This window comes from Novilysobacter longmucuonensis, from assembly GCF_046600735.1.
In the GTDB taxonomy this organism is placed as follows: Bacteria; Pseudomonadota; Gammaproteobacteria; order Xanthomonadales; family Xanthomonadaceae; genus Novilysobacter_A; species Novilysobacter_A longmucuonensis.
The window spans coordinates 169,823-193,538 of the sequence record NZ_JBJMAW010000002.1; the positions used below are offsets into that span (position 1 = coordinate 169,823).

General features: G+C 66.7%; 13 protein-coding genes and 2 tRNA genes. 1 reads left to right on the plus strand and 14 read right to left on the minus strand.

The genetic code is table 11. The features are described 5' to 3' along the window. Positions 1 to 76: 76 nt before the first annotated feature. The 4 genes from ACJQWM_RS02795 to ACJQWM_RS02810 are packed head-to-tail and all read right to left on the minus strand — an operon-like array spanning position 77 to position 13,149. Positions 77 to 1,864, minus strand: a complete 1,788-nt coding sequence (locus ACJQWM_RS02795) for a glucosamine inositolphosphorylceramide transferase family protein (RefSeq protein WP_332704976.1) — start codon at positions 1,862 to 1,864, stop codon at positions 77 to 79. Continuing rightward, positions 1,836 to 2,693 (minus strand): hypothetical protein, encoded by an 858-nt coding sequence (locus tag ACJQWM_RS02800; protein ID WP_411306655.1) that lies wholly within the window; start codon positions 2,691 to 2,693, stop codon positions 1,836 to 1,838. The genes ACJQWM_RS02795 and ACJQWM_RS02800 overlap by 29 nt, the downstream gene beginning before the upstream one ends. Continuing rightward, positions 2,690 to 3,565, minus strand: coding sequence for an alpha/beta hydrolase family protein (locus ACJQWM_RS02805; protein ID WP_411306656.1), 876 nt, complete (start codon positions 3,563 to 3,565; stop codon positions 2,690 to 2,692). The genes ACJQWM_RS02800 and ACJQWM_RS02805 overlap by 4 nt, the downstream gene beginning before the upstream one ends. Next, positions 3,562 to 13,149, minus strand: coding sequence for a non-ribosomal peptide synthetase (locus ACJQWM_RS02810; RefSeq protein WP_411306657.1), 9,588 nt, complete (start codon positions 13,147 to 13,149; stop codon positions 3,562 to 3,564). Before ACJQWM_RS02810 ends, ACJQWM_RS02805 begins: the two co-directional genes overlap by 4 nt. A 280-nt stretch (positions 13,150 to 13,429) precedes the next feature. On the opposite strand from ACJQWM_RS02810, the gene ACJQWM_RS02815 reads away from it, so the two are divergent. After that, positions 13,430 to 14,044 carry a J domain-containing protein gene (locus tag ACJQWM_RS02815; RefSeq protein WP_332704986.1) on the plus strand — a complete coding sequence of 205 codons (615 nt, stop codon included), beginning with the start codon at positions 13,430 to 13,432 and terminating at the stop codon, positions 14,042 to 14,044. Here ACJQWM_RS02815 and ACJQWM_RS02820 read toward each other — a convergent pair. The 10 genes from ACJQWM_RS02820 to ACJQWM_RS02865 all read right to left on the minus strand — a co-directional run bounded on the left by ACJQWM_RS02820 (position 13,957) and on the right by ACJQWM_RS02865 (position 23,575). Then, positions 13,957 to 15,360 (minus strand): TIGR03013 family XrtA/PEP-CTERM system glycosyltransferase, encoded by a 1,404-nt coding sequence (locus tag ACJQWM_RS02820; protein WP_332704988.1) that lies wholly within the window; start codon positions 15,358 to 15,360, stop codon positions 13,957 to 13,959. The two genes, ACJQWM_RS02815 and ACJQWM_RS02820, sit on opposite strands and share 88 nt — an antisense overlap. A 159-nt stretch (positions 15,361 to 15,519) precedes the next feature. Next, positions 15,520 to 16,212, minus strand: coding sequence for a 4'-phosphopantetheinyl transferase family protein (locus ACJQWM_RS02825; protein WP_411306658.1), 693 nt, complete (start codon positions 16,210 to 16,212; stop codon positions 15,520 to 15,522). Between the two features lie 424 nt (positions 16,213 to 16,636). Beyond that, a tRNA-Arg gene (locus tag ACJQWM_RS02830) sits at positions 16,637 to 16,713 on the minus strand. Between the two features lie 251 nt (positions 16,714 to 16,964). Continuing rightward, positions 16,965 to 17,056: transfer RNA gene (locus tag ACJQWM_RS02835), tRNA-Ser, on the minus strand. Between the two features lie 172 nt (positions 17,057 to 17,228). After that, positions 17,229 to 17,435 carry a carbon storage regulator CsrA gene (csrA, locus tag ACJQWM_RS02840; RefSeq protein ID WP_332704992.1) on the minus strand — a complete coding sequence of 69 codons (207 nt, stop codon included), beginning with the start codon at positions 17,433 to 17,435 and terminating at the stop codon, positions 17,229 to 17,231. A 141-nt stretch (positions 17,436 to 17,576) separates the two neighbouring features. Next, on the minus strand, positions 17,577 to 20,252 hold the full coding sequence (gene alaS / locus ACJQWM_RS02845; protein WP_332704994.1) for an alanine--tRNA ligase: 2,676 nt from the start codon (positions 20,250 to 20,252) through the stop codon (positions 17,577 to 17,579). A 301-nt stretch (positions 20,253 to 20,553) separates the two neighbouring features. After that, positions 20,554 to 21,069, minus strand: a complete 516-nt coding sequence (recX, locus tag ACJQWM_RS02850; RefSeq protein ID WP_332705038.1) for a recombination regulator RecX — start codon at positions 21,067 to 21,069, stop codon at positions 20,554 to 20,556. Positions 21,070 to 21,128: 59 nt separating this feature from the next. Continuing rightward, on the minus strand, positions 21,129 to 22,157 hold the full coding sequence (gene recA, locus ACJQWM_RS02855; protein WP_332704995.1) for a recombinase RecA: 1,029 nt from the start codon (positions 22,155 to 22,157) through the stop codon (positions 21,129 to 21,131). A gap of 179 nt (positions 22,158 to 22,336) precedes the next feature. Next, the gene (lexA, locus tag ACJQWM_RS02860; RefSeq protein ID WP_332704998.1) at positions 22,337 to 23,005 is read right to left on the minus strand and encodes a transcriptional repressor LexA; all 669 of its coding nucleotides are present in this window, start codon (positions 23,003 to 23,005) and stop codon (positions 22,337 to 22,339) included. A gap of 69 nt (positions 23,006 to 23,074) precedes the next feature. Beyond that, entirely contained in the window at positions 23,075 to 23,575 is a 501-nt protein-coding gene (locus ACJQWM_RS02865) for a CinA family protein (protein ID WP_332705000.1), read from the minus strand. Positions 23,576 to 23,716: the final 141 nt, after the last annotated feature.

Sequence of the window (23,716 nt, forward strand, 5' to 3'; positions counted from 1 at the left end):
CCAGCTCCCCCTCGCCGCGCGGCACGAAACGTCGATGTACCCGGCAACGTTGGGCGATGCGGCGGGCGCGGGACCGCTATGCATCGACCGACCCTTTCGAGCGGGACTGCTGGTTTGCACGGGTCTGCGCCTGCGCTCCTGACGCGGCGCCGAGTACGTCGTTCGAGGCGTCGAAGGTCCTGAGCAGAGGCGTTCCCGCCGGCGGATAGCCCCGCGCATCCAGCACCTCGACGCCGCCGGCGGCGCTGTAGGTATGACACGCGGCCAGCGAGTCGGCCCAGTCGGGCGCCAGCCGTGAGATCGGCTGTTCGCGGTAGTGACTCGGGCTCAGTTCCAGTACCTCGTTGAAGACGATCGCGGAGCCGTAACACGCCGCGCAATCCTGCGCCGGACGGATCAGCTTGTCCCCATGCTGGAACAGACGGCCCGCAGGTCGCGCGCGCCGCACATCGCTCACGATCGGATTGGCCGGGTGCGGCTGGAAAGGCCCCTCCAGGCGATCGGCCACGAACAGGAACAGCTCGTCCCAGGTGCTGTTGCCGTTCTCGGCGATGGTCGCGAACAGGTACCAGTGGCCCTCGTGGAAATGCAGGGTCGGATCGAGGCAGACGCGGCCGGCGACCAGGTCCACGACCCGGCGCCAGCCCAGCGGGAACTCGGCGGCCTGGTACAGCGTCACACGCTTGGCCTGGCTCGATTCCACGGTCATATACCACTCTCCGTCCCACGCGAACACCTGCGGGTAGGACAGATGCGAGGCCTCCTCCAGCGCCAATCCCAATCGCGCGGCGCTGTCTGGCTGCAGCTCCAGGCACGCGATCGCGCCCTTCCCCGAGGGTTGCATCTCCTCGACGAAGATCAGCTTGCGCCCGTCGCGCTCGACCATGCACGGATCTGCCCAGTAATAGCCTTTGGGTGCCTGGACGACGGTGCTGGAGCCCACCGCCGGCGCGGCCGGATCAAGGGGCGTGCTGTCCTGGCGCAACACCAGGAGCCATGGCATCAGGCGCCGCCGCTTGGCCAGCTGCCAACGTATGGTGGTGCAAACGGTGACCCACAGCGCGCGCGCGCCCGCCGCGACTCCCAGCGGCTCCCTGGCGCCTGCCTGCCGCAGCTCGCCCGGCTGCCGCCGCGGAATCAGCGGGTCGTCAGCGGCGAGTTGACGCATTACACGCAGCAGCAGCAAAGGCAGCTTCAGAAACGCTTGCTCACGCTGCCGGCTAAACGAACCGTACGAAGTAGCGCCCCAACTCGTCACCAGCGGCATCGGCGCCAGTGACGGAGTCAATAGTTCCAGCTGGATCTCGGTGGCGGACTCGCGGTTCAGCATCGGCGCCAGCAACGCGGTGCCGGCGAGATCATCATCCAGCAGCCCCGCATCCAGGCTCCAGCACCCCCACTCCGCATCGTCGGCCAACAGCGAGATCCAGGCCGGCGGCCCCAGTGACAGGATCAGGTCCGGCCGCAGCTTGCGCATCCGCTCGCGCAGTTGCTTGGCATCCGCATCGGCCGATACCTCCGGTGCGATCGAGACGCCCGGATGCGCCGGGAATGACACCGCCGACACCATGGCGCCGGTGTGGCCGGGGCGGAGGCGCTCGGCCGCCATGAAGGCGAGGATATCCGGCGGCAGGTCCTTCACCGCCGGTAACGACCAGTCCGCCACGGGCAGCACCGAGATGTCGATCCAGCTGACCTCCGCGGCGAGCTCCAGGAACCGCGACAGCCAGCCGGGAATCCACTCCGGTGCCACCAGGGTGACCCGAAGCGGCTGGGTGAGCCCTGGCGGCGTGGCGTACAGCCGCGTGGCCGGGGCTGCCGCACCGTCGGCTGGTCTATCGCTGACTGTGCAGTGCTGGCTCACGACGATCCTCCGGGCAAGGTGTGAGGGTGTTCGCGAGCTTGAGCATCCACTCTTCGACCGTACCGAGCAGCCGGTCGCGGTGGGCACGCGCGAAAAAGGTGTGGTCGCAATCCGGCCAGTAGCGCATCGCCACGCGCGGGTCCCGGGTGGGCTCGCCGAAGGCCCAGCGGAACTGGCGCGGATGCAGAAAACGATCGGTATAGCCGCCGGTGTAGATCCACATCTGGTGCACACCGCGGTCGACCAGTTCGGCGAACTGCTGGCGCGCCTGGGCATGGCTGGGCCAGTCGCGGACGTCGGTCGCCTCGAAACCCTCGCTGTCGCGCAGGTGCTTCGGCGCGTCCCGCAACATGCGCCGCCATTCGCGCGGCAGACGGCGCAGGCGATCCAGGTTCCGGGCGTAGTGGAACCACGGGCCGTTGAAGCCGATCCCGTCCAGCATCAGCACCGCGCGGACCCTCGCATCCTGCAGGGCGACGTTCCATCCCAGATCGGCAGCACTGCACACGCCGCCGATCACGAAATCGGAGCAGTCGTGCTCGGTGGCCAGAACCTCCAGGGCCGCCAGCGCCGCAACGCGCCCGTCGGCCCCCTTCAGTCGCGGTGCCTCGCCTACGCCCGGTACATCGAAGCGAAAGCTGTCCATGCCGTGCGCAGCCAGACGCTCGCCCAGCTCGACGTGCAACCGGAAAGGTCCGGACCGCGGCTGCAGGCCCGCACTGGGCAGGACCAATGTCGGTCCGCGCGATGGTGCCGCGCCGCGCGTGAGCACGCCGGTCAGGCGCCGATCCGGTCCGAACGTCACCAATTGTTTTTTAATCCGGCTCATCTGATCCCCTGCTCCAGCAGCACCTGGTCGGGCGCATGCGCCTCCCGCAGTGCACGGCCGAGGTCGTCCACCACCCGCTCCAGCGCCGGTGACAGGAAAAAGGTCGCCTCCATGCTGGCACCGCCGTTGAACGTGGGTGCGGTAGCGGGCAACGGGAGTACCCGTCCGACCCGGATCGGCAACGCTGGCGCGTCGTGACGCATCACCGCCCAGATCGGTACATGTGGAGGAAGCTGCGCCGTAGCGTTCTGCATGGGCGTGCGCGCAGGCTGGACAGGCGCATCCACCAGCCGGGCTTCCGTGAGATCCCGGCGAAAACGCTGGGAAACGGCGAACCCCATCAGCTGACCATCGTCCGCCGGGGCGCTTCGCGGTATTCCCGGCCTCGGCCTCGGTCGGGATGCTCGTTCGGCCGCATCGTCCTGCTCCAGCTCGGTGAGCCAGTCGGCCCCGTCGACGATTGGCTCCCACAGCACGAGCAAGTCCGCTTGCGAAGATTGCTGAAGCCACTCCATCACCGGCAGCGCGGCTCCCCGCCAGGCAAGCACCACCACCCGATCGACACCGGCACGGGCACGCAACGCCGCAATAGCGAGCTCCAGGTCGGCTCCCATCGAAACGAAATCGAGCTTGTCACCGCTGCCGTCGGAGTCGCCGGTGCCGAAAAAATCGAACCTCAGGCACGGCAAACCCATTGCCGCCAGGCGCGCGGCAGCTTCAGTCAGAAAGCGCCGGCTACGCGGTTGTTCATGCAGCAACGGCGGCACGAACACCACCCCGGTCGATGCGCGTGCCGGCACTCCATGCAGCGCGGCATACAGGCACCGCGAATCGGAGTCCAACCACATCGGCTCCCAAGCTCGGGTGCTCATCGATTCGGCTCCGCCGCAGCAAAACCGAGCAGCCGCTTGATCCCCTTGCTGATCCGGCCGCCGACGCTCACGGTCGCCGCTACCGGTTCGGCCTCCATCACCGGGAGGTCTTCAGCCAGTTGGGCGAGGGTCTCGGCACCAAGGCGGATCAACCGGATGCGCACCCCTGTATCACGCGCGACCCGGTTGGCCATCTGGACCGCCAGCATCGAGTGTCCGCCCAGGTCGAAGAAGTTGTCGTCGGGTCCGGCCGGTGTACCGAGGAGCTCCGACCACACATCGGCCAGGTAACGCTGGCGGGGATCGACAGGATTGCCGGATCCGGATGCCGCAGGCGCGCCGGTGCCGATCGGATCCTGTGCCAGGGGTGGCAAGGCATTCCGGTCGATCTTGCCGTTCGGGAGCAGCGGCAGTTGTTCCAGCGCGACGAAGTGCTGCGGCACCATGTACGAAGGGAGCGTGTCACGCAGGTCCGTGCGCAATGCCGCCTCGTCGATGCGCGCGCCAGGCGCGGCAACCAGGTAGGCCACCAGACGCTGATCGCCGGGTCGGTCCTCGCGAACGATCACCAGTGCGCGCGCGATTTCGTCGCGTGCCGCAAGATTGGCTTCTATCTCGCCCGGTTCGATCCGGTAGCCGCGTACCTTGACCTGGTGATCGAGGCGACCGAGGTGCTCGAGGTTGCCGTCGGCACGCCAGCGGCCGCGGTCGCCGGTCCGGTAGAGCAGCGCAGGTACGCTGCGACTGGCCCCGTCGGCGTCCGTCGTGCCGGCAAAACGGTCGGCCACGAAACGCTCCGCCGTCAGCTCCGGTCGCTCCAGGTATCCAAGCGTTACACCTTCTCCGCCGATGTAGACCTCACCGGGCACCCCCAGTGGACACAGCGCTCCATGCGGGTCCAGCACCCACACCTGGGTGTTGGCAATGGGCCGGCCGATGGTGACGTCGGGCGTCTTCTGCGCCTGCGGTGGCATGATGCGTGCACAGGTCGACCACACGGTTGTCTCGGTGGGACCGTACAGGTTCCACAGTGCTCCACAGCACGGCAACAAGCGTTCAGCCAGGTCCACCGCGAGCGCTTCACCACCACACAAGGCCTTGAAGTGCGGTGTGCCGGACCATCCGGCATCCAGCAGCAACCGCCAGAGCGAAGGCGTGCCCTGCATCGCCGTCGCACCACTGCTGTCGAGCAATGCGGCCAGTGCGGCGCCGTCGGCCACGCTGTCGCGGTCGGCCAGCACGACCTCGGCGCCGGTGCTCAATGGCAGCAACAGCTCCAGCACTGCGATGTCGAACGAAAGTGTCGTCACCGCGAGCAGGCGGTCGCTCGCCGAGAGCTCAAGGTCGCGCTGCATGCCGAGAATGAAGTTGGCGACCGCCCGATGCGGCACCTGCACGCCCTTCGGACGGCCGGTGGAGCCCGAGGTATAGATCAGATAGGCGACGTCCTCCGACTCCGCCGATTTCTTGTCCCGCCCGATGCGGGTATCCGGAACGGCCGCGAGCTCCCCGCCCATTTCATCGAGTTTCAGCACCGCACGTCCGCGCAGGTCGAACCGCGGCGCGTATGCCGCGGTGGTCAGCAGCGCCGACAAGCCTGCATCGGCGGCCATGTAGGCCAAACGATCGGCTGGGAACCCCGGGTCCAGCGGCACATAGCCGGCACCGGATTTCAGGATGCCGAGCAAGCCCGCCACCATGTCGGCATCGCGGTCCATGGCCAGGCCGACCAGCGCACCGCACTGCACTCCCTGGGCGCGCAGCAGGTGGGCGATGCGGTTGGCGCGTTGTTCCAGTTCCGCGTAACTCACCGCCACCGCTCCGCAACGGACCGCGATGCTCTCGGGCGTACGATCGCACTGCGCTTCGAAATGCTCGTGCATCCGCCACTCGCGGTCGAACGCCACCGGCGCCGGCTGCAGCGCGGCCAGCTCCGATCGTGCCGCCGCATCGACCAGTGGCAGATGGGCGATCTCGATGGCCTCGTTCTCCACGGCCGCACGCAGCAGCGTCTCGAAGGCATGCAGCCAACGGCGGACAGTGGTTGCGTCGAACAGGTCGCAGTTGTACTGGCACTCCACGCGCAGTTCGCCCTGCGTCTGCACCGCATTGATGAACAACTCGAACGGCTCGAAGTCGCGCGGGACTGTCTCGGTCTCCATCCTCAGTCCCGGGAAAATCTCGCGTTGCTGATCGAGCGCCTGATCCAGATTGAACAACACGCTCACCAGTGGCGTGCGCGAGGGGTCGCGCCGGATACGCAGCTTCTTGAGTAGTGTCCCGAAGGTGTAGCGCTGGTGCTCCAGTGCATCGAGCAAGACCGCCTGCGCATCGACCATCGCTTCGGCGAAGGGTTGATCGGGATTGGTCTCGAACAGCAGTGGCAGCAGGTTGACGCAGTGACCGATGACGTTGTCGTGGCCATCGACCGGCTGGCCGGCGGCCGGAATGCCGATGACCACGTCGGGATGCCCCGACAGTTTGGCCAGCAACACCGAGAAGCCGGCGAGCAGGGTCGAGAACAGACTCGCGCGCCGGCGCGCGCCCATGTTGCGCAGGCCGGTAACCAAGGCGGCGTCCAGCATGTGGTCCTCGCGTGCCGACGCGAAATTGCGCCGCAACGGGCGCGGCCGGTCGGTCGGCAGGTTCAGGACCGGGATCTCTCCGGAAAAGCGCGACAACCAGTACTGCTCGTCCTCGGCATGCACGTCGCCGGACTGATGCGATGCCTCGGCCATCGCGTAGTCCGCAAACCCTTCCGGCTGCGGCAGCGCCTCACCGGCCAGCCCGAGATTCTGTCGGTACAGCCCGGACAGCTCGAATACGATCTTCGACCACGACCAGCCATCACAGACGATATGGTGCGCGGTCAGGAGCAACAGGTGCTCATCGCTGGACGTCCGAAACAGCTGCACTCGGAACAGCGGGGCGTCGGCCAGCCGGAACGGGGTGTTGTTGGCGGCATGCAGCCGTTCCTGGAGCGCCCTCACGCGCGCCGCATCGTCCAGCTCGGCCAGATCCACCAGTGGACACGGTACTTCGACATGTTCCAGCACGCAGAACGTCTCGCCGTCCGGGCCGATACTTGCGCGCAGTGCATCGCGGCGATCGACCAGCTGCTGCACCGCGCGCTGCAGACAATCCACGTCGAGCGGACCGCGCAGATTGAGCGACACCGACAGGTTGAACGACAGCGATGCGTCTTCGCCAAGGTGATCGGCCAGCCAGACCTCCCGCTGCGGCTCGATCGTCGGCACTACCCGGAGCAACACGCCTTCGGCAAAGGGGTCATAGGCGACCGGTACGGGTGAGGTCCGCCCATCGGAGCCCGCCGGCGCTTCATCGATCCGACAGAACCGGTCCGGTTGCGTCGGGTCGGAGACATACCAGCCTGGCCGGCCTTCCGGGTCACGCCCCGGCCTTGCACCGGGTGCAATCGGATTTGCCGCATCCATCGGTGCGAACGGTCCACTCGGTTGCGACGAATGATGCGGCTGGACAGCGACAGCCGCTGCGGAATCACGTTCATTGACAGCGGCGGATTGCACCGCCGGTGTGTCGAGCTTCGCAGGTACAGGCTTATCGCCGCCTGGCAATGTTGCAGCATCGCCGGTGCCGCTGGGCGTTGCTTCATGGGCGGTCACCGGCTGCATTTCCTGCCTGTCGGGCCGGTGCATCTCGCCAGGATCAGGCCCAGCCGCCGCTGCGGCCGAACCCGGCGCTGGCGACGATTCCGCCGATGTCACCGGTGCCGACGTCACCGCTGGCACCGACCCGGAAGCCGGCTGTCCGGCCAGCAGTTCAAGCTGTCGTTCCATCAGGCGCATCTGCTGCGCGATCAGATCGGCCAGCGTGACGCCGGCGGCTGCGGTCGGGACAGCGGCCGCCGGCGCTGGCGAGGCCGGGCTTGGGGTTGAAGACGCGGCCGGGACCGCTGCCGGTGTCGGTGTCGGTGTCGGTGTTGGTGTCGGTGCCGGAGCCGCGGCTTGAGATGCCTCCGATACTGCCGGTGCGGTCGATGCGGTCGATGCGGTCGGCGCCGACACCGACTCGTCCGGGCGTTCCGCCGCGGCGGTCGCGTCGGCTGCAGGCGGTTCTTCCGCCGGCAACTGTGCATCGAGCCGTTCGGCCAGTTTATCCAGACTTGCGCAATCGCTCATGAGCTGGCGGAAGGTGACCTTGATCGAAAACACCTTCTGCAACTGCAAAGCGACCTGGGTCAGCATGAGGCTGTCGAGGCCGGCCTCGACGAAGTTCGCATCGACATCGGCATCGCCCATGTCGAACCCCGAGATGTCCTGGAACACCTCGCGCAAACGGGCTACCAATCGCGCCTTTCGGTCGGGGCCGGCATTTTCGCCCGCCGCCGAGGCGAGTACCGCAGGAGCAGCCTCGATGGCTTGTGCCACTGCATCGTGACTGCCGGACGGCGCGAGGGCGGCAGGTGCGGCCGATCGCTTCGCATCCGCGGTGGAGGCTGCCGCGTCCACCCAGTGCCGTTTGCGCTCGAAAGGATAAGTCGGAAGCCGCAGTCGCTGACGTACGCTGCGGCGATCGCACGCAGCCGGATCGATCCTCACGCCGCGGCACCACAGACGGCCCATGGCGCGGGCGAAGTCGATCGCTTCACTGGCGGCATTGTCCGACAGGGTTGCGACCGCGTCGATCGACTGCTTCTGCACGCCGGGGTGCTGGCGCGAAAGCGTACTGAGGGTCGAGCGCGGCCCGACTTCAAGCAGCACGCGTGCGGGCACATCGAGCAGCCGCCCGAGCGCGCCGGCAAAACGCACAGGCTTGCGCAGATGGCGGGACCAGTATTCGGGCGAGGTCGCCGTGGCGTCATCGAGCCAGTCGCCGCTCACGGTCGAGAGCATCGGCAGTTGCGGCGCCGACAGGGCGATGGCGGCCACCGCGGCACGGAACGGCTCGACCACCGGCTGCATCATCGCGGAGTGGAATGCATGGGAGGTGCGCAACGCCCGGCATGCAACGCCATCGCCTTCGAGCTCGGCCTGGAACTGCCCGATTGCCTCGGACGGGCCAGCCACCACACACGCTCCAGGTGCATTCTCCGCCGCGAGCGCCAGCTCCTGGGGCAGCCGCTCCAGCAGCGCATCAAGCGGCATGCGCACGGACAACATCCCGCCCGGGGGTTGCGCCTGCATCAGCGCACCACGATGCGCCACCAACCGCAATGCGTCTGGCAATGCGAACACACCAGCCAGCGTGGCCGCCACGAATTCGCCGACGCTGTGGCCGACCATCGCCGTCGGCACGACGCCGTAACGCTTCATCCAGACCTGCGCCAACGCATATTCGATGGCGAATGTCGCCGGCTGCATGATCGCGGTGGGCAGCAACGCCTCCGGATCGTCGTCGAACAGCTGCTTCCGCAGGTCGAAACCATCCTCTCCGTCGGCCAGGATCTGCGCGCATTCATCGATCGATGCACGGAACACCGGCTCAGTCCGGTAAAGACTGCGGCCCATGCCCGGGTATGTCGCGCCCTGGCCCGGGAACATGAACACCACGTCCGACTGGCGTGTCGGGCGGCTGCGGCTCACGGTGGCAGCGGTTTCCTTGCCGCGCAGTGCGGTCGCCGCGTCTTCGACCTCGTCGGCAACCACTGCCAACCGATGTGCGAAAGCCTTGCGCCCGACCGCGAGCGTCCATGCAACGTCGGCAAGATTCACATCGGGGCTGGCCTCCAGATGATCAGCCAGACGCACGCATGCCTGCCCCAGCGCAGCCGGGGTGCGTGCCGACAGCACCAGAAGTTGCGGCCCCTGCGCCGGCTCGGACTCTTCCGCCGGGGGCGCCTCCTCCAGCACCGCGTGCGCGTTGGTACCACCGACGCCGAACGAACTGACCCCGGCGCGGCGGGCAGAACCGTCACTGGCCCATTCGCTCAGCCCGGCGTTGACCACGAACGGCGAGCCGGCGAAATCTACGTTCGGATTGCGTGTCTCGAAGTGCAGGCTCGCCGGTATCTTCCGATGGGCCAGGGACAGCGCGGTCTTGATCACCCCGGCCGCGCCGGCAGCCATCACCAGATGGCCGACATTGCTCTTGACCGAGCCGACCCGGCAGAAACCATTCTCGTGCGTGCCGCGGCGGAATGCCTTGGTCAGCCCTTCGATCTCGATCGGATCGCCCAGCGACGTCGCTGTCCCATGGGCCTCGACGTAGCTGACGCTGCGCGGATCGACGCCGGCGTTGTCCTGCGCCATGGCGATCACAGCCGCCTGTCCGTCACTGCTGGGCGCGGTGAAGCTTGCCTTCTGCCCCCCATCGTTATTGATTGCCCCGCCACGGATCAGTGCCACTACCGGATCACCGTCGGCGCGCGCGTCGGAGAGTCGCTTGAGCAACACCACCGCGGCGCCATCACTGAACACCGTGCCCTGCGCATTTGCGTCGAAGCTGCGCGTATGGCCGTCTGGCGACAGCATCGTGCCGTCCTGATGAAGGTAGCCACTGCGCGGCGGACAGGTCACTGCTACGCCGCCGGCCAGTGCCATGTCGCATTCGCCGGCACGAAGACTGTTGACCGCCTGGCAGATCGCGACCAGCGAGGTCGAGCAGGCGGTGTTGACGCTTATGGCCGGACCGGTCAGGTTGAGCTTGTGCGCGATGCGAGTGGCGATGAAATCCTTCTCGTTGCCGACCAGTACCTGCAGGGCGCCCAGCTTGTCGACCAGTTCCGGATGCGCGGCGACATGGCGCTGCATGTAGGTTGCGGTGTACATGCCGGCGAACACGCCGACCGGGCCATCGGCGCCGCTATCGGGCGCATGCCCGCCCCGTTCCATGCACTCCCAGCACAACTCCATGAAGATCCGCTGCTGCGGGTCCATCAGCTCTGCCTCCTTCGGGCTGATGCCGAAGAAAGCCGCGTCGAAAAGCTCCACTCCTTCGATCACGCCACGTGCCCGCACGTACGCCGGATCGCTGCGTTCGGCCACGCTGACCGCAGGGTCCAATTCCTCGGGTTCAAACCGTGTTATGGACTCGCGGCCTTCACACAGGTTGTCCCAGAACGCCTCCACGTCGGCGGCGCCAGGAAAACGACCGGCCATGCCGATGATCGCGATGGGCTCAGGCCTCAAATCGGGTCGGACCAGCCGCTTTGCCGCGATGCGCGCCGGATCCAGCCCCGACCCTGCGGCACTGCCCGACAGTGCCGCAGCCAGCGACGCCGGTGTCGGATTCCGGAACAACAAAGTGACCGGAACCCTTTTTGCCGCCGCTAGCGGCGCGACCTTGCCGACCAACTGCACAGCCAGCAGCGAATTGCCGCCCAGCTCGAAGAAATTGTCATGCCGCCCGACGGCGTCGATATCGAGTAGTTCGCCGAAGGCATCGCACACTTCCGACTCGACAGCACCAAAAGGGGCCTCGAACGCACAGGCAAGCTCGGGGCGTGAACGGTCCGGTTCGGGCAGCGCCTTGGAGTCGAGCTTGCCGTTGATCGTCACCGGAAACGCGTCCAGGCGCAGGTAGCGCACCGGCACCATGAACTCCGGCAGCCGCGAGGTCAGATGCGCACGCAGCGCGGACGGGGTTGGCGCCTCCTGGCCAGCGACGTAATAGGCCAGCAGCCGGGCACTGCCGGTACGGCCAGGCCGCGCCACCACCGCACACGACTGGATTCCGGCGTGCTGCTGCAGCGCCTGTTCGATTTCCGACAGTTCGATGCGGAAACCTCGAACCTTGACCTGACTGTCGCGGCGCCCGGCGAATTCCAGTGTTCCATCCGGAAGAAACCGGACCTGGTCACCGGTGCGGTATAGACGCTCGCCCGCACGGAATGGATCGCCGACGAATCGCCCTGCCGTCAGCTGCTCCTGGTTCGCATAACCGCGCGCGAGACCGCTACCGCCGACGTAGAGCTCGCCAAGGATGCCACTGGGCACGAGTTCACGCCGCGCGTTGAACACATAGACCCGGGTATCTGCGATCGGACGCCCGATCGGCACCGCCGTCGCATCGGCCGGCAGCTCTTGCCCGACCTCATGCGTACTGATGATCACCGTGCACTCGGTCGGGCCGTAGCAGTTGACCAGCCGCAGCGTGGGCAAAGCAGCGCGCAGGCGGCGCACGTGATCGACCGACATCGCCTCACCGCCGGAAAGCAGCTCCTCCAGCCCCGCCAAGTGCAAGGGATCCTCATCGACCACCGCATTGAGCAAGGCAGCCGTCAGCAGCGTGGTGGTGACCCGATGTTTGCGGATGGACGCAGCGATCCCGGTACCGGTCGGCACGAGTTCCGGATGCACCACCACGCAACCACCGTTAAGTAGAGGTGCCCACAGCTCAAGCGTCGACGCGTCGAAGCCCAGGGGCGCTACCTGCAGATATCGCGTTTGCGGCCCAAAACTGGCGTAGTCGACACCGCAGACCAGCCGGAGGATGCCGCGGTGGCGGATCTCCACGCCCTTGGGCTCGCCGGTCGAACCCGAGGTGTACATCACATAGGCGATCGAATCACCGGAGATGGAAACGGCCGGCGCCGGATTGCCGGAGTGTTCGCCGGAGTCCTGCTCGGGATCCACCTCCACGCATTCCAGCCGCTCCGGCAGCAGTGCCGCAGCGCCGCTGTCGTCGACGATGGCAACTTGCACGCCGGCGTTGTCGAGCATCTGCGAGACGCGATCCCGCGGGTGTGCCCTGTCGATCGGAAGATAGGCCGCGCCGGCCTTGAGGGTTCCGAGTACGGCGATGACGGTCGCAGCCGACCTTGACATCGATACACCGACTGCCGCCCCGGGTTGAACCCCGGCTGCGATCAATCGTGCCGCCATCGTGTTGGCGCGGCGGTCGAGTTCGGCATAGCTCAGGGAGCGAGCGCCATCGACCACTGCGATCGCTTCAGGCGCGCGGGCGAGCATGGTCGCGAACTGTTCGGTGACCGTAGCCGCCAGCCCATCGGTCGCCGGGGTCCTGCCCCAATCGCCGAGTTGTCGCGCGCGGTCTTCAGGATCGAGCAGATCGATCGACTCGATGGGGCGGTTCTCAGCCAGGTCAGCAAGCACACGGCACGCGCAGTTCGCCACGAGCGTGACTGCTTGTTCGGTAAGCGGGGCACGAAACGAGCAGCTGATCCGCAACTCACCGGTGAGGGTTGGATCGGGTTCAATGCGCCACTCCGAAGCAATCGGATCAGCTTCGTTCAGTACCGCAGCTTCCTCGAAAACTGCCCAGACCGTCGGTGACACGCTTCCTTCGTCCGACGGCGGCGCCTCGGACATTGCTTGCCGCAGCGCCTGCTGCCACGACGCACATTGACCCTGCTGGTCGATATCCACAGCCGCCTGCTTCAGGCCGCTCGTCGCGACCGACGTGGACAGAACCTGGTCCTCCCCGGTCAGCTTCGACTCGACCAGTGCCAACGCCGCGATCAGCAGCTCGGACAGGGATGCCTGCCGGTGCTGCTTGGTGCGAAGGCCATCCGACAGTTTCTTGCCGAGAGCAAACTGCAGGTGCTGCCATTCCCCGGAGCTCCTGCCGGTTCGGCACGGCAGTAACGTGCTCAGCTTCGCTTCGTCAAGATATGCCGTAGGCGCAAGCGGCTTTCGATTCATCAGTCTTGGTACCTTTTCGTTTGCGGTCGACATTCGCTTTTTGCGCGACTACTACATTTCCGGCAGTAGTGACCATGGGAAACTTTCCGTTGCGGCAAATTTGGCTCCTGGCATTCCGTTTGCGGCGAAATAATCGGCTGCTCCAAGTAGCTCCTGCACGGCCGCGCGACTTGGTGCGTTGCCTCGATTACAACGTTTCCAGCCGCTGGGGGCGGCCAGACAGCGCAGCTGCGCACACGGACGTCACCCGCGTTAGGATGGGTCAACCGCGAGGGCTGACATGAACTCCGACCTGGCGTCGCTCTATTCGCAGCTCGATCTCCGGCCGGGCTGCAGCTTTGAAGAATTTCAGCGGGCCTACCGACGGCAGATCGCGCAATTGCATCCGGACCGAGGCCGGACGGGTCCGGGCTCGTCGGAAACGCAGGCACGGCTGCGCAACCTGATCCTGCTGCACGCCACGGTGAGTCGATTCCACCATCGCTACGGGAGAATGCCCGGCGGGCGATCGCCGCGGATCACCGGCGTTCTGCCCACCAGGGGCAGCCAGGGCCGGCACGTGGGCCACACGGCAGCATCCCAGCCTGGCAGCGACAAGCGACCGGCCCGGTTTGCCGTTGGGCTGCTTATCATCGGCGCGCTCGTGGCAATGCTGGCAGCGTGGAACTGGCTTGTCTCCACGGGGCGCGACGCCACAGCGCACCTGCTGCCCCCACCTGCTCCTGAGATCGTGATCTCCAGCAGCCGCAGCATGCACGTACCACGTACCACGTGCCGCAGCCGGCTCGCCGAAGCGGGCATCCGGCATCAGCGCGCCCCGCGCCTGAACAGCACCACCTCGACCGTCTGCATCAGGATCGTCAGATCGAACAACAGGCCCTGGTTCTTGACGTAGAACAGGTCGAACGTAAGCTTTTCCTCGGCGTCGCGCACCGAGGCACCATAGGGGTAGCGTAGTTGCGCCCACCCGGTCAGGCCCGGCTTCACGCTGTGGCGGACGTTGTAGTAGCGGATTTCCTTGCCGAGCATTTCCACGAAGTGCGGGCGCTCCGGGCGCGGGCCGACGAAACTCATGTCGCCGCGCAGCACGTTGTACAGCTGCGGCAGCTCGTCGAGGCGGGTCATTCGGATGAAGCGGCCGACCCGCGTACTCCGGTCGTCCTCTCGGCTGGCCCAGCGGGCCACGCCGTCTCTTTCCGCGTCCGCACGCATGCTGCGGAACTTGACCAGCTCGAAACCGCGTCCGTTCTCCCCGACCCGGGTCTGCCGGTAGAGGATCGGCGAGCCCGACTCCAGCCACACGCACAGCGCCACGATGAGCATGAAGGGCCACGCGACCAGCAGCAGCGCGCAGGCAGCGAGCAGGTCGAAGAAACGTTTGCTCAAACGCCGCAGAACGGAGTGGTCGAACCCGCCGGAGAACACCAGCCAGGACGGATCGGCCACGTTCAACGTCACCATGCCCGCCTCGCGCTCGAAAAACGTCGACAGGTCAGACACCACGATGCCGCGTTGCGCGCACATCAGCATGCTTTCCATCGGCAGGCAGCCGCGCCGCTCGTCGGGGGCGACCACGATCTCGTCGACATTCATTCGCTCGGCGAGGTCGGCCAGCGCCAGTTCGCCGGTGTCCATGTCCAGCGGTGGTCCGCCCGTGACCTGTACCGGCTGGCCCGGCACCGGCAGGAAACCCACCACGACGAAAGACTGCCGATCCGAGGCGCGCCGCATCCGGCTGTTGATCAGGTCGGCGTTGCTGCCCGCCCCAAACACCAGCACGCGGCTCTTGAATAGCTTCATCCCGAACAGCTGCATCACCGTGAATCGCATCAGCATCACGCCGAGAAACCCGAACGCCAGCGACATCAGCAGCACGCCGCGGCCGATGTAGGTCGCCGGAACGAGGTAGTACAACACCAGCAAGCTGATGCCACCGAAGGCGAACGCCAGCAGCAGGCGCACCACGAACTCGGTCCGGTTGTGGCGCAGGTACACCTGGTAGAGCCCGAAGCACACCATCGCCACGGTCACGAACACCGCCACCAGCAACAGGCGCTCCGGGTTGCTGCCGAGGAACACCTGATAGCCCTCGGGGTCGTTCAGGAATCGCAGCCTGGCGGCGAACTTGGCCGCGAACGCGATCAGCAGCACCTCCATCAGCCACAGGACACGGATGACCCAACTCTTTCGGCTCGCCGATGCGATCTTCATGCGGGATGCTCATGGGGCGGAGAGCGGCGGCGCGACCGGCTGACGGGTGCGGCCTCTCCGGAACAGATTCGAGGGCTGCAACAGGTTCGACGGATGCAGTGCTTCAATCGATACAACGCGCTCAGCACTAAAATCCGCGGCCTTGGGCTTCGGAACTGTTCATTTCCAGCCGCCGCTCGCGTCAACACGCGGGCGCAGCCATCGGCAGTCGATCGCAAGATCGCGCGGCCCGGCCAAGGCGGCCATGCAAGCCGCGCCAGCTTCGAGCATGCGAACCTGGATCGGGTGCGGCCCCAACGTCGAGCTCGAAACCAGCGCGCCCGACGGCGCAGCGAACGTGTCCATTTCCACTGCGAGCCCGACACCTGCCGCCTTCAGGACCGCTTCCTTGCGCACCCACATCCCCAGCAGCGCGAGCGCACGGGCGGGCTCGTCCAGGCCGCGAAGCAATGCTTTCTCGCCGGCATGGCAGACGCGGTCGGCAATCTCGGGCAACTCCGCGGCGCGGTCGGGGGATTCGACGTCCACCCCGACTGGCCCGGCCCTGGTCACCGCCAGCGCGATCACGCCATCGGCATGACTGAGGCTGGTGCATATCCCGCCCGCCCCGACGCGGGGGCAACCACGCGGATCACGACGCAGCGGCACATCGAGTGGATCGCAGGACAGCATCCGGCCGAGCAATAGCCGGTGTGCCGCATACGCGAAGGTGAGCATGTCGCGATCGGCGGCGAGACGACGGCGCCGCACGCGCGCGATCTCCGGTGGATCCAGCAGCGCCGCCGCCTGCGCTTGCCACGGCGCCCAGTCCGCCATCCGCAGCAGCGCGACCGCGGCGCATTCGGGCCGCAATGGAGTCCACGATGGGGGCAACGAGGCCGCGAACGCCGGCCCTATCTTCGGAAGCGGGTCGCGCATGGGGAGCGGCGTGGGTGCGCACTGGAGCATCGGGCGTTCACTGGCTGGAGAACCGGCGGCTCTCAACTCATTGAACGTGACCCCGCCGGAAAGTAGGCAGCGCACCCGCGTCTATCCCCGGGCCGATGATTTTCCCTTGAATCACAAGCAGGTCACATGCAGATCACGCGCAGAGCCTGGCAGTCGCGACGGAGCCTGCTCGGTGCTCCTGCCGGCCGCCAAGCCGGGCTGCACAGGACGAGACTACGAAAAGCGACTGACGTGCCGAGTGGGCATGCGGATGTGCCCAAGCTTGAGCGGAGCCCCAGAAAGCAGAAGGGCCAACAGGCGGTAGCCCGTTGACCCTTGTGCTTGTATATGGCGCGCCCGGAAGGATTCGAACCTCCGACCCCCAAGTTCGTAGCCTGGTGCTCTATCCAGCTGAGCTACGGGCGCGTAGTCGAAAAATTATGACGATTCAGCGCGAATTCGTCAAACTCTTCATGGTGCTGCTGGCTCCGAAGCGGCCCGCAAAAATGCTGCAATGACGGCCGATGGAGCTGGCCAAAGCGAGCCGGATACCCCTGCCTGATGCGCGAAACCTTGCATCTGGCTGGCTGTGCCTGACGACCACTGGCCTGAGGCATCATCTTCCGGCGAACCTCCATCCCACGTGGCTGGAAGTTCCCGCTGGAGCCTCTGGAAATTGGCGGAGAGTGAGGGATTCGAACCCTCGATGGAGTTTAACCCCCATACTCCCTTAGCAGGGGAGCCCCTTCAGCCACTCGGGCAACTCTCCGCATCTGACAACTCGTTGCGGGCGCAGAGCATACCGGCTCACTTCACCCGCGGCAAACTCCTGGCTCGACGCGGTCCCGCCCAAGGTGGCCCGGACCACCGGCTCAAGAGCAACTACCGCCGATACAGCCACTGCCGCATTCCTTGGGTCGGCCCCGTTTGGCCGAGCGAGGTCAGTCGGCAGCATCCTTCGCGCCGCCACCTTCGCCCGCTTCCTCGCCTCGCTGGATGCGCTGGTAGATCTCCTCACGATGCACGGCGACATCTTTCGGTGCGTTGATGCCGATACGGACCTGGTTGCCCTTGACGCCGAGTACGGTGACGGTCACCGAATCGCCGATCATCAGGGTCTCACCGACGCGACGCGTCAGGATTAGCATTGATAACTCTCCTCATGCCGACGCGTCGTGCGCCGGCGCATGCGCTTTGTACAAGACGAAAGCGCTCCAAATGGATAAGCAAAAACCGATTATCGCGGCGACAGCGCCCGGTCACAAGCAGTAATGACGCCGGATACGGGCTCAAGTCAGTCGCTGTTCAATCCACACCGGCACCCCCGCCAAGGCCGTGAGCAGCGCAGGGCTGTCCTCGCCGCCGCCCTGCGCCATGTCCGCGCGGCCGCCGCCCTTGCCGTTGATCTGCGCGGCCACATGCCCCAGCAGCTCGCCGGCCTTGACCTTGCCGGCCGCACCTCCGCTGACGCCTGCCACCAGTGCAGCCTTGCCGTCGTGGGTGCCGGCAAGGACGATAACGGCATCGCCCAGCTGTTGCTTGAGTCGGTCGACCGCATCGCGCAATGCCTTGGCGTCGAAACCCTCCAGGCGGCTGGCGATCACACGGATGCCGCGCACGTCGACCGCGGAACCGGCCAGGTCCGAGGTCGCGCCCGAGGCGGCCTTGGCCTTGAGCGATTCCAGCTCGCGCTCCTGCTTTTTCTGCCGGTCCAGCAGCGCACGCAGCTTCTCGGCGAGGTCCGCGGGGTTGCCGCCGAGCAGCTGCGCGGCCTCGTCGAGCCGGCGCTCCACGGTCGCCACGTGGTCGAGCGCGCCCTGCGCCGTCACCGCCTCGATGCGGCGCACGCCGGCCGATACTCCGCCTTCGGACACGATCTTGAACAGGCCAATGTCGCCGGTGCGCCCGACATGGGTGCCGCCGCACAACTCGATCGAGCCATCGCCCATGCGCAGCACCCGGACCTGGTCGCCGTACTTCTCACCAAACAAAGCCAACGCGCCGAAATCCAGCGCTTCCTGCATCCCCATCTGGTGGATTTCCGCCCCATGGTTGTGGCGGATCTCGGCATTGACCCGGCGCTCGATCTCCGCCAGCTCGCCGGCACTGACCGGCTGGAAATGGGCAAAGTCGAATCGCAGCCGGTCGGGCGCGACCAGCGACCCCTTCTGGGTGACGTGATCGCCGAGCACCGAACGTAACGCCGAATGCAGCAGGTGCGTGGCCGAATGGTTGAGTACGGTGGCGGCGCGGCGCGGCTCGTCGACCGCGCCGAGCACGCGGTCGCCGCGCTTCAGCGTGCCGGCGGACAGCGTGCCGATGTGGCCGTGGAACTGGCCGGCGAACTTGAGCGTGTCGCGCACGGCAAAGCGGGTGCCGGCCTCGTCGAGCTCACCGGCATCGCCGACCTGGCCACCGCTCTCGGCGTAGAACGGGGTGCGGTCCAAAATCACCACTGCCTCCTCGCCCGCTTCGATGCGGTCCACCGGTCGTCCGTTGCTGAGCAGCGCCACGACCTCCAGGCCGCCCTCGGTCAGCCGCTCGTAGCCGAGGAACTCGGTCGGGGCCAGTTGCGCGGCCAGCTCGGCCGGCAGCGTCGAGGTGTTGCCGAACTTGCCCGCCGCCCGGGCGGTCTCGCGCTGCTGGGTCATTGCCGCATCGAAGCCGGCCATGTCGACGGTCAGCCCGCGCTCACGCGCGATGTCAGCGGTCAGGTCGACCGGGAAGCCGTAGGTGTCATAGAGACGAAACGCATCGGCACCGGGGATCACCCCCTGCGACTGCCCGCCGCCGGCGTGTGCGCTGCGGGACCGCTCGGCGAGCTCGTCGAAGATGCGCATGCCCGCATCCAGGGTCTCGGCGAAGCGCTCCTCCTCGGACTGCAGCGCACGCTCGACCAACTCGCGCCTGACCACCAGGTCTGGATAGGCCTCCCCCATGGCCGCAATCAGCGGACCCATCATGCGATGGAAGAATGGCTGCTTCTGGCCGAGCATCCAGCCGTGGCGCAGGGCGCGGCGGATGATCCGGCGCAGCACGTAACCGCGGCCTTCGTTGCTCGGCAATATGCCGTCCAGGATCAGGAACGCGCAGGCGCGGATGTGGTCGGCGATCACCCGCAGCGACTTGTCGTCCAGATCGGCGGTGCCGGTGAGCTCGCCGGCATCGGCGATCAGCTGCCGGAACAGGTCGATTTCGTAGTTGCCATGCACGCCCTGCAGCACCGCCGAGATGCGCTCCAGCCCCATGCCGGTGTCGACGCACGGCGCCGGCAACGGCGCCAGCGAGCCGTCGGGCTGGCGATCGAACTGCATGAACACCAGGTTCCATATCTCGATGAAGCGATCGCCATCCTCGTCCGGCGAGCCCGGCGGGCCGCCGGCGATGTGCGCGCCGTGATCGTAGAAGATTTCGGTGCAGGGACCGCATGGTCCGGTATCGGCCATCTGCCAGAAATTGTCCGAGGCAAACGGCGCGCCCTTGTTGTCGCCAATGCGGATGATGCGCTCGGCCGGCACGCCGACCTGGCGGTGCCAGATGTCGTAGGCCTCGTCATCGGTGTGATAGATCGTAACCAGCAGGCGCTCGGCCGGCAGGCCCCAAGCCTGGGTCAGCAGTTCCCACGCCCAGACGATCGCCTCGGTCTTGAAGTAGTCGCCGAACGACCAGTTGCCCAGCATTTCGAAGAAGGTGTGATGACGCGCGGTGTAGCCGACCTGGTCGAGGTCGTTGTGCTTGCCGCCCGCGCGCAGGCAGCGCTGCACGTCGGTGGCGCGCGTGAAGCCGAGCTTCTCGCTGCCCAGGAACACGTTCTTGAACTGCACCATGCCCGAATTGGTGAACAGCAGCGTCGGATCGTTGGCCGGCACCAGCGGCGCCGACGGCACGACCGTGTGGGCCTTGTCGCGGAAGAACGCGAGGAATTCGCTGCGGATGTCGTTGGTGGTCTTGGCCGAAGTGTTCATGCCTGCACGGTAGGTCGAGGGGCTGGGCGAGTTGCCGCTGCACCGATAGTCCCGAGATGGGGCTGGCGCGTCTGGTGGGCAACCGTGGGTAGCCGATAAGCTTATCAGGCTGGGCGATGGGGTGCTGGCCGCTGCCGGAGGAATCCTGCCTCCTGCCGTCGCGATACACGGGCTTCGGAGGGAGATTGTTCTTGACTTGCGAGCAAGCAGCCGCAAGAGCACCCCTCCCAGCCTCCCCTGCTGACGCTTTTACTTACGACGTTCCTTTCGCGCCTTTTGCGTCCTTCGCAAACCAGTCGCTCTATTCAGTCGCCGGGTCCGAGTGGATAGCGGCGCGAATGCAGCCCCCGTCGAACCCGCGCCGCATCAGCAGATCCGTGGCTTTGCGGCGCAAGGCGAGATCGTCGGCGACCGCGTCGCCGTAGCGCCGGCGGATCAGATCGCGCGCATTCTCAACCCAGTCCCCCTCGAAAGTATCCAGCGCGTCGCCGATGGCGGAGTCGTCCAGGCCGTGGGTCGCCAGCTCGGCGCGGATGTGGATCGGGCCGTAGCCGCTGCCGGTGCGCCAGCGCACCAGCCCTTCGGCGAAGCGGGTGTCGTCCTGCCAGCCCTCACTCGCCAGCTTGGTGACCACCGTCTCGACTTCATCGGGATCGAGACCGCGCGCGACCAGCTTGCGGGTGAGTTCCCTGCGCGAGTGCTCGCGGCGGGTCAGCAGCGCGAGCGCCCGCTGGATCGGAGTCAGTGCCGGGCGCGAACGACGCCGGGACGAAGACGGCCCGGAGCGACCCGCATCGTCGGACCGGCCATCGGCCATCAGTGCCTGGTCTGGTGCATCTTCACGCATTCGGCCGCACTACCCCGCCGCTGGACGCCTCAGGCGTCCTCGGCAACCTCGTCGGGCTTGACCTCGGTGGGCACGAACTTCTCTCGCAATGCCGCCTCGAGCTGCTGCGCGATCTGCGGGTTCTCCTTGAGATAGGTGCGGGCGTTCTCCTTGCCCTGGCCGATGCGCTCCTCGCCGTAGCTGTACCAGGCACCGGCCTTGTCGACGAGCTTGGCCTCCACGCCCATGTCGATCAGCTCGCCTTCGCGCGAGATGCCCTCGCCGTACATGATCTCGGTGATGACCTGCTTGAACGGCGGAGCCAGCTTGTTCTTGACCACCTTGATCTTGGTCTGGTTACCGATGATCTCGTCGCCCTTCTTGACCGCGCCGATCCGGCGGATGTCCAGGCGCACCGAGGCGTAGAACTTGAGCGCGTTGCCGCCGGTGGTCACCTCCGGACTCTGGCCCGGCATCATCTGGCCGATCTTGTGGCGCAGCTGGTTGATGAAGACCACCAGGGTGCCGGAGCGCTTGATGTTTCCGGTCAGCTTGCGCAGCGCCTGGCTCATCAGTCGAGCCTGCAGGCCCGGCAGCTGGTCGCCCATCTCGCCCTCGATTTCGGCCCGTGGCGTAAGCGCGGCGACCGAGTCGATCACCACGATGTCGACCGCGGCCGAACGCACCAGCATGTCGGCGATCTCGAGCGCCTGCTCGCCGGTGTCGGGCTGCGACAACAGCAGTTCGTCGACGTTGACGCCGAGTTTGGCGGCGTAGATCGGGTCGAGCGCGTGCTCGGCGTCGATGAAGGCCGCGGTGCCGCCGGTCTTCTGGCACTGGGCGATCGCCTGCAGCGTCAGCGTGGTCTTGCCCGAGGATTCCGGCCCGTAGATCTCGACTACGCGCCCCTTGGGCAGGCCGCCGATGCCGAGGGCGATATCGAGCATCAGCGAACCGGTACCGATCACCTCGGCGGCCTCCACGGCGCGGTCGCCCATGCGCATCACCGACCCCTTGCCGAACTGCTTCTCGATCTGGCCCAGGGCGGCTGACAGGGCGCGCTTCTTGTTCTCGTCCATCGTGGAATCCTTAGGTGATTTGGGTGTTGGGGGGCAACTTAGCGGGCCCGGGTCGCACCGTTTGAGACCGGAGCGGCGGAGCTGACGTTATCGATTGGCACGGGCTTCCGACAGCGGCGATCCACCCGACGACGGGTCGGAAAATTCCGTCCGCTTGGTGTCGGTCGGCGGTGCCAGGATCACCGACTCGGCCTCACCAGCCCGCAATACAGGCCCTCGATGGCGAAGTCCTGATCGGGCATCACCTCGATGGGCTGGTAATCGGGATTGCGCGGCAGCAGGCGGATGCGGTCCTTGCCCACCTTGAGCAACTTAACGGTGATCTCGTCATCGATGCGCGCGACCACGATCTGGCCCGACCGTGCGTCGGGGGTACGGTGCACACCGATCAGGTCGCCGTCGAAGATGCCTTCGTCGCGCATCGAATCGCCCTGCACCTTGAGCAGGTAGTCCGGCGTCGGCGAAAAGAACACCCGGTCCAGCAACACGACCTCGTCCGAGCCGATGTCGGCCCCGATCGGCAGGCCGGCCGCGACGCGACCGAGCACCGGCAGCCGGAGCGCATTGTCCGGCAGCACGCCTGCAGGCATCGCCGCGGAGATGTCCATTGAGCCGGGGTCGCCCAGGCCGGTGTCGCACAGGCGGATCCCGCGCGCCCGTCCCGGCGTGCGGCTGATCGCGCCGGCCTGTTCGAGCGCCTCGAGGTGGTACTGCGCCGCGCGCACGCTGCTGAACCCCATCGCTGCGGCAATCTCGGTCTGCGAGGGCGGCACGCCTTCGGATGCGATGCGCTCGCCGATCAGGGCGAGGATCGTGTGCTGGGTGGCGGTGAGGTCATCGAGATTCATGGTTAGTAGTAATACTACTAACTTGCTAGAAGATCAACCATCATCTTCTGCAGGAGCGGCTTCAGCCGGTCAGGTCATCAGGTCGAGCAACCCGTGCAGCGCAGCGGCCACGCTCTGTCGCCGGACCGCTTCGCGGTCGCCGGAAAAGTGGAACACCACCGCGGTCGGATACCCGCCGCGGCGCTTCCAGGCGATCCAGACGGTGCCGACCGGCTTGTCGTCGGTGCCGCCACCGGGGCCGGCGATGCCGGTAACCGCCACCGCCAGGGTGGCGCCGGAATGCACCAGCGCGCCGGACACCATCTCCATCACCGTCTCGCGGCTGACCGCACCGTGCTCCTCCAGCGTCTGCGGCCCCACGCCCAGCAACGCCTGCTTGGCCTCGTAGCTGTAGGCCGCCATGCCGCATATGAACCAGCCCGACGAGCCGGCGATATCGGTCAGGGTCTTGGCGATCCAGCCACCGGTGCAGCTTTCGGCGGTGACCAGGGTCTGGTGGTGCTGCCGGGCCGCTTCGCCCACCTGCTCGGCGAGGCGATGCAGGGCGGCATCGGAGACGTCATTGCTCATGCGGCGATGATAATCGCAAGCTGCGCGCGGACGTGAGTGCGGCGGCGATGCCGGTTGGCGACGGTAGAGCGGAGCTTGCTACGCTGCGAATGTCGCGGCATGGGCGCGGCTGGACTCGCCGCGCCGGCCCGAAAAGCTCGC

Coding starts and splice junctions, on each gene's coding strand:
- ACJQWM_RS02800 (WP_411306655.1), bottom strand. CDS start 2,693: ATGAGCCGGATTAAAAAACAATTGGTGACGTTCGGACCGGATCGGCGC.
- ACJQWM_RS02805 (WP_411306656.1), bottom strand. CDS start 3,565: ATGAGCACCCGAGCTTGGGAGCCGATGTGGTTGGACTCCGATTCGCGG.
- ACJQWM_RS02810 (WP_411306657.1), bottom strand. CDS start 13,149: ATGAATCGAAAGCCGCTTGCGCCTACGGCATATCTTGACGAAGCGAAG.
- ACJQWM_RS02815 (WP_332704986.1), top strand. CDS start 13,430: ATGAACTCCGACCTGGCGTCGCTCTATTCGCAGCTCGATCTCCGGCCG.
- ACJQWM_RS02820 (WP_332704988.1), bottom strand. CDS start 15,360: ATGAAGATCGCATCGGCGAGCCGAAAGAGTTGGGTCATCCGTGTCCTG.
- csrA (WP_332704992.1), bottom strand. CDS start 17,435: ATGCTAATCCTGACGCGTCGCGTCGGTGAGACCCTGATGATCGGCGAT.
- alaS (WP_332704994.1), bottom strand. CDS start 20,252: ATGAACACTTCGGCCAAGACCACCAACGACATCCGCAGCGAATTCCTC.
- recX (WP_332705038.1), bottom strand. CDS start 21,069: ATGGCCGATGGCCGGTCCGACGATGCGGGTCGCTCCGGGCCGTCTTCG.
- recA (WP_332704995.1), bottom strand. CDS start 22,157: ATGGACGAGAACAAGAAGCGCGCCCTGTCAGCCGCCCTGGGCCAGATC.
- lexA (WP_332704998.1), bottom strand. CDS start 23,005: ATGAATCTCGATGACCTCACCGCCACCCAGCACACGATCCTCGCCCTG.
- ACJQWM_RS02865 (WP_332705000.1), bottom strand. CDS start 23,575: ATGAGCAATGACGTCTCCGATGCCGCCCTGCATCGCCTCGCCGAGCAG.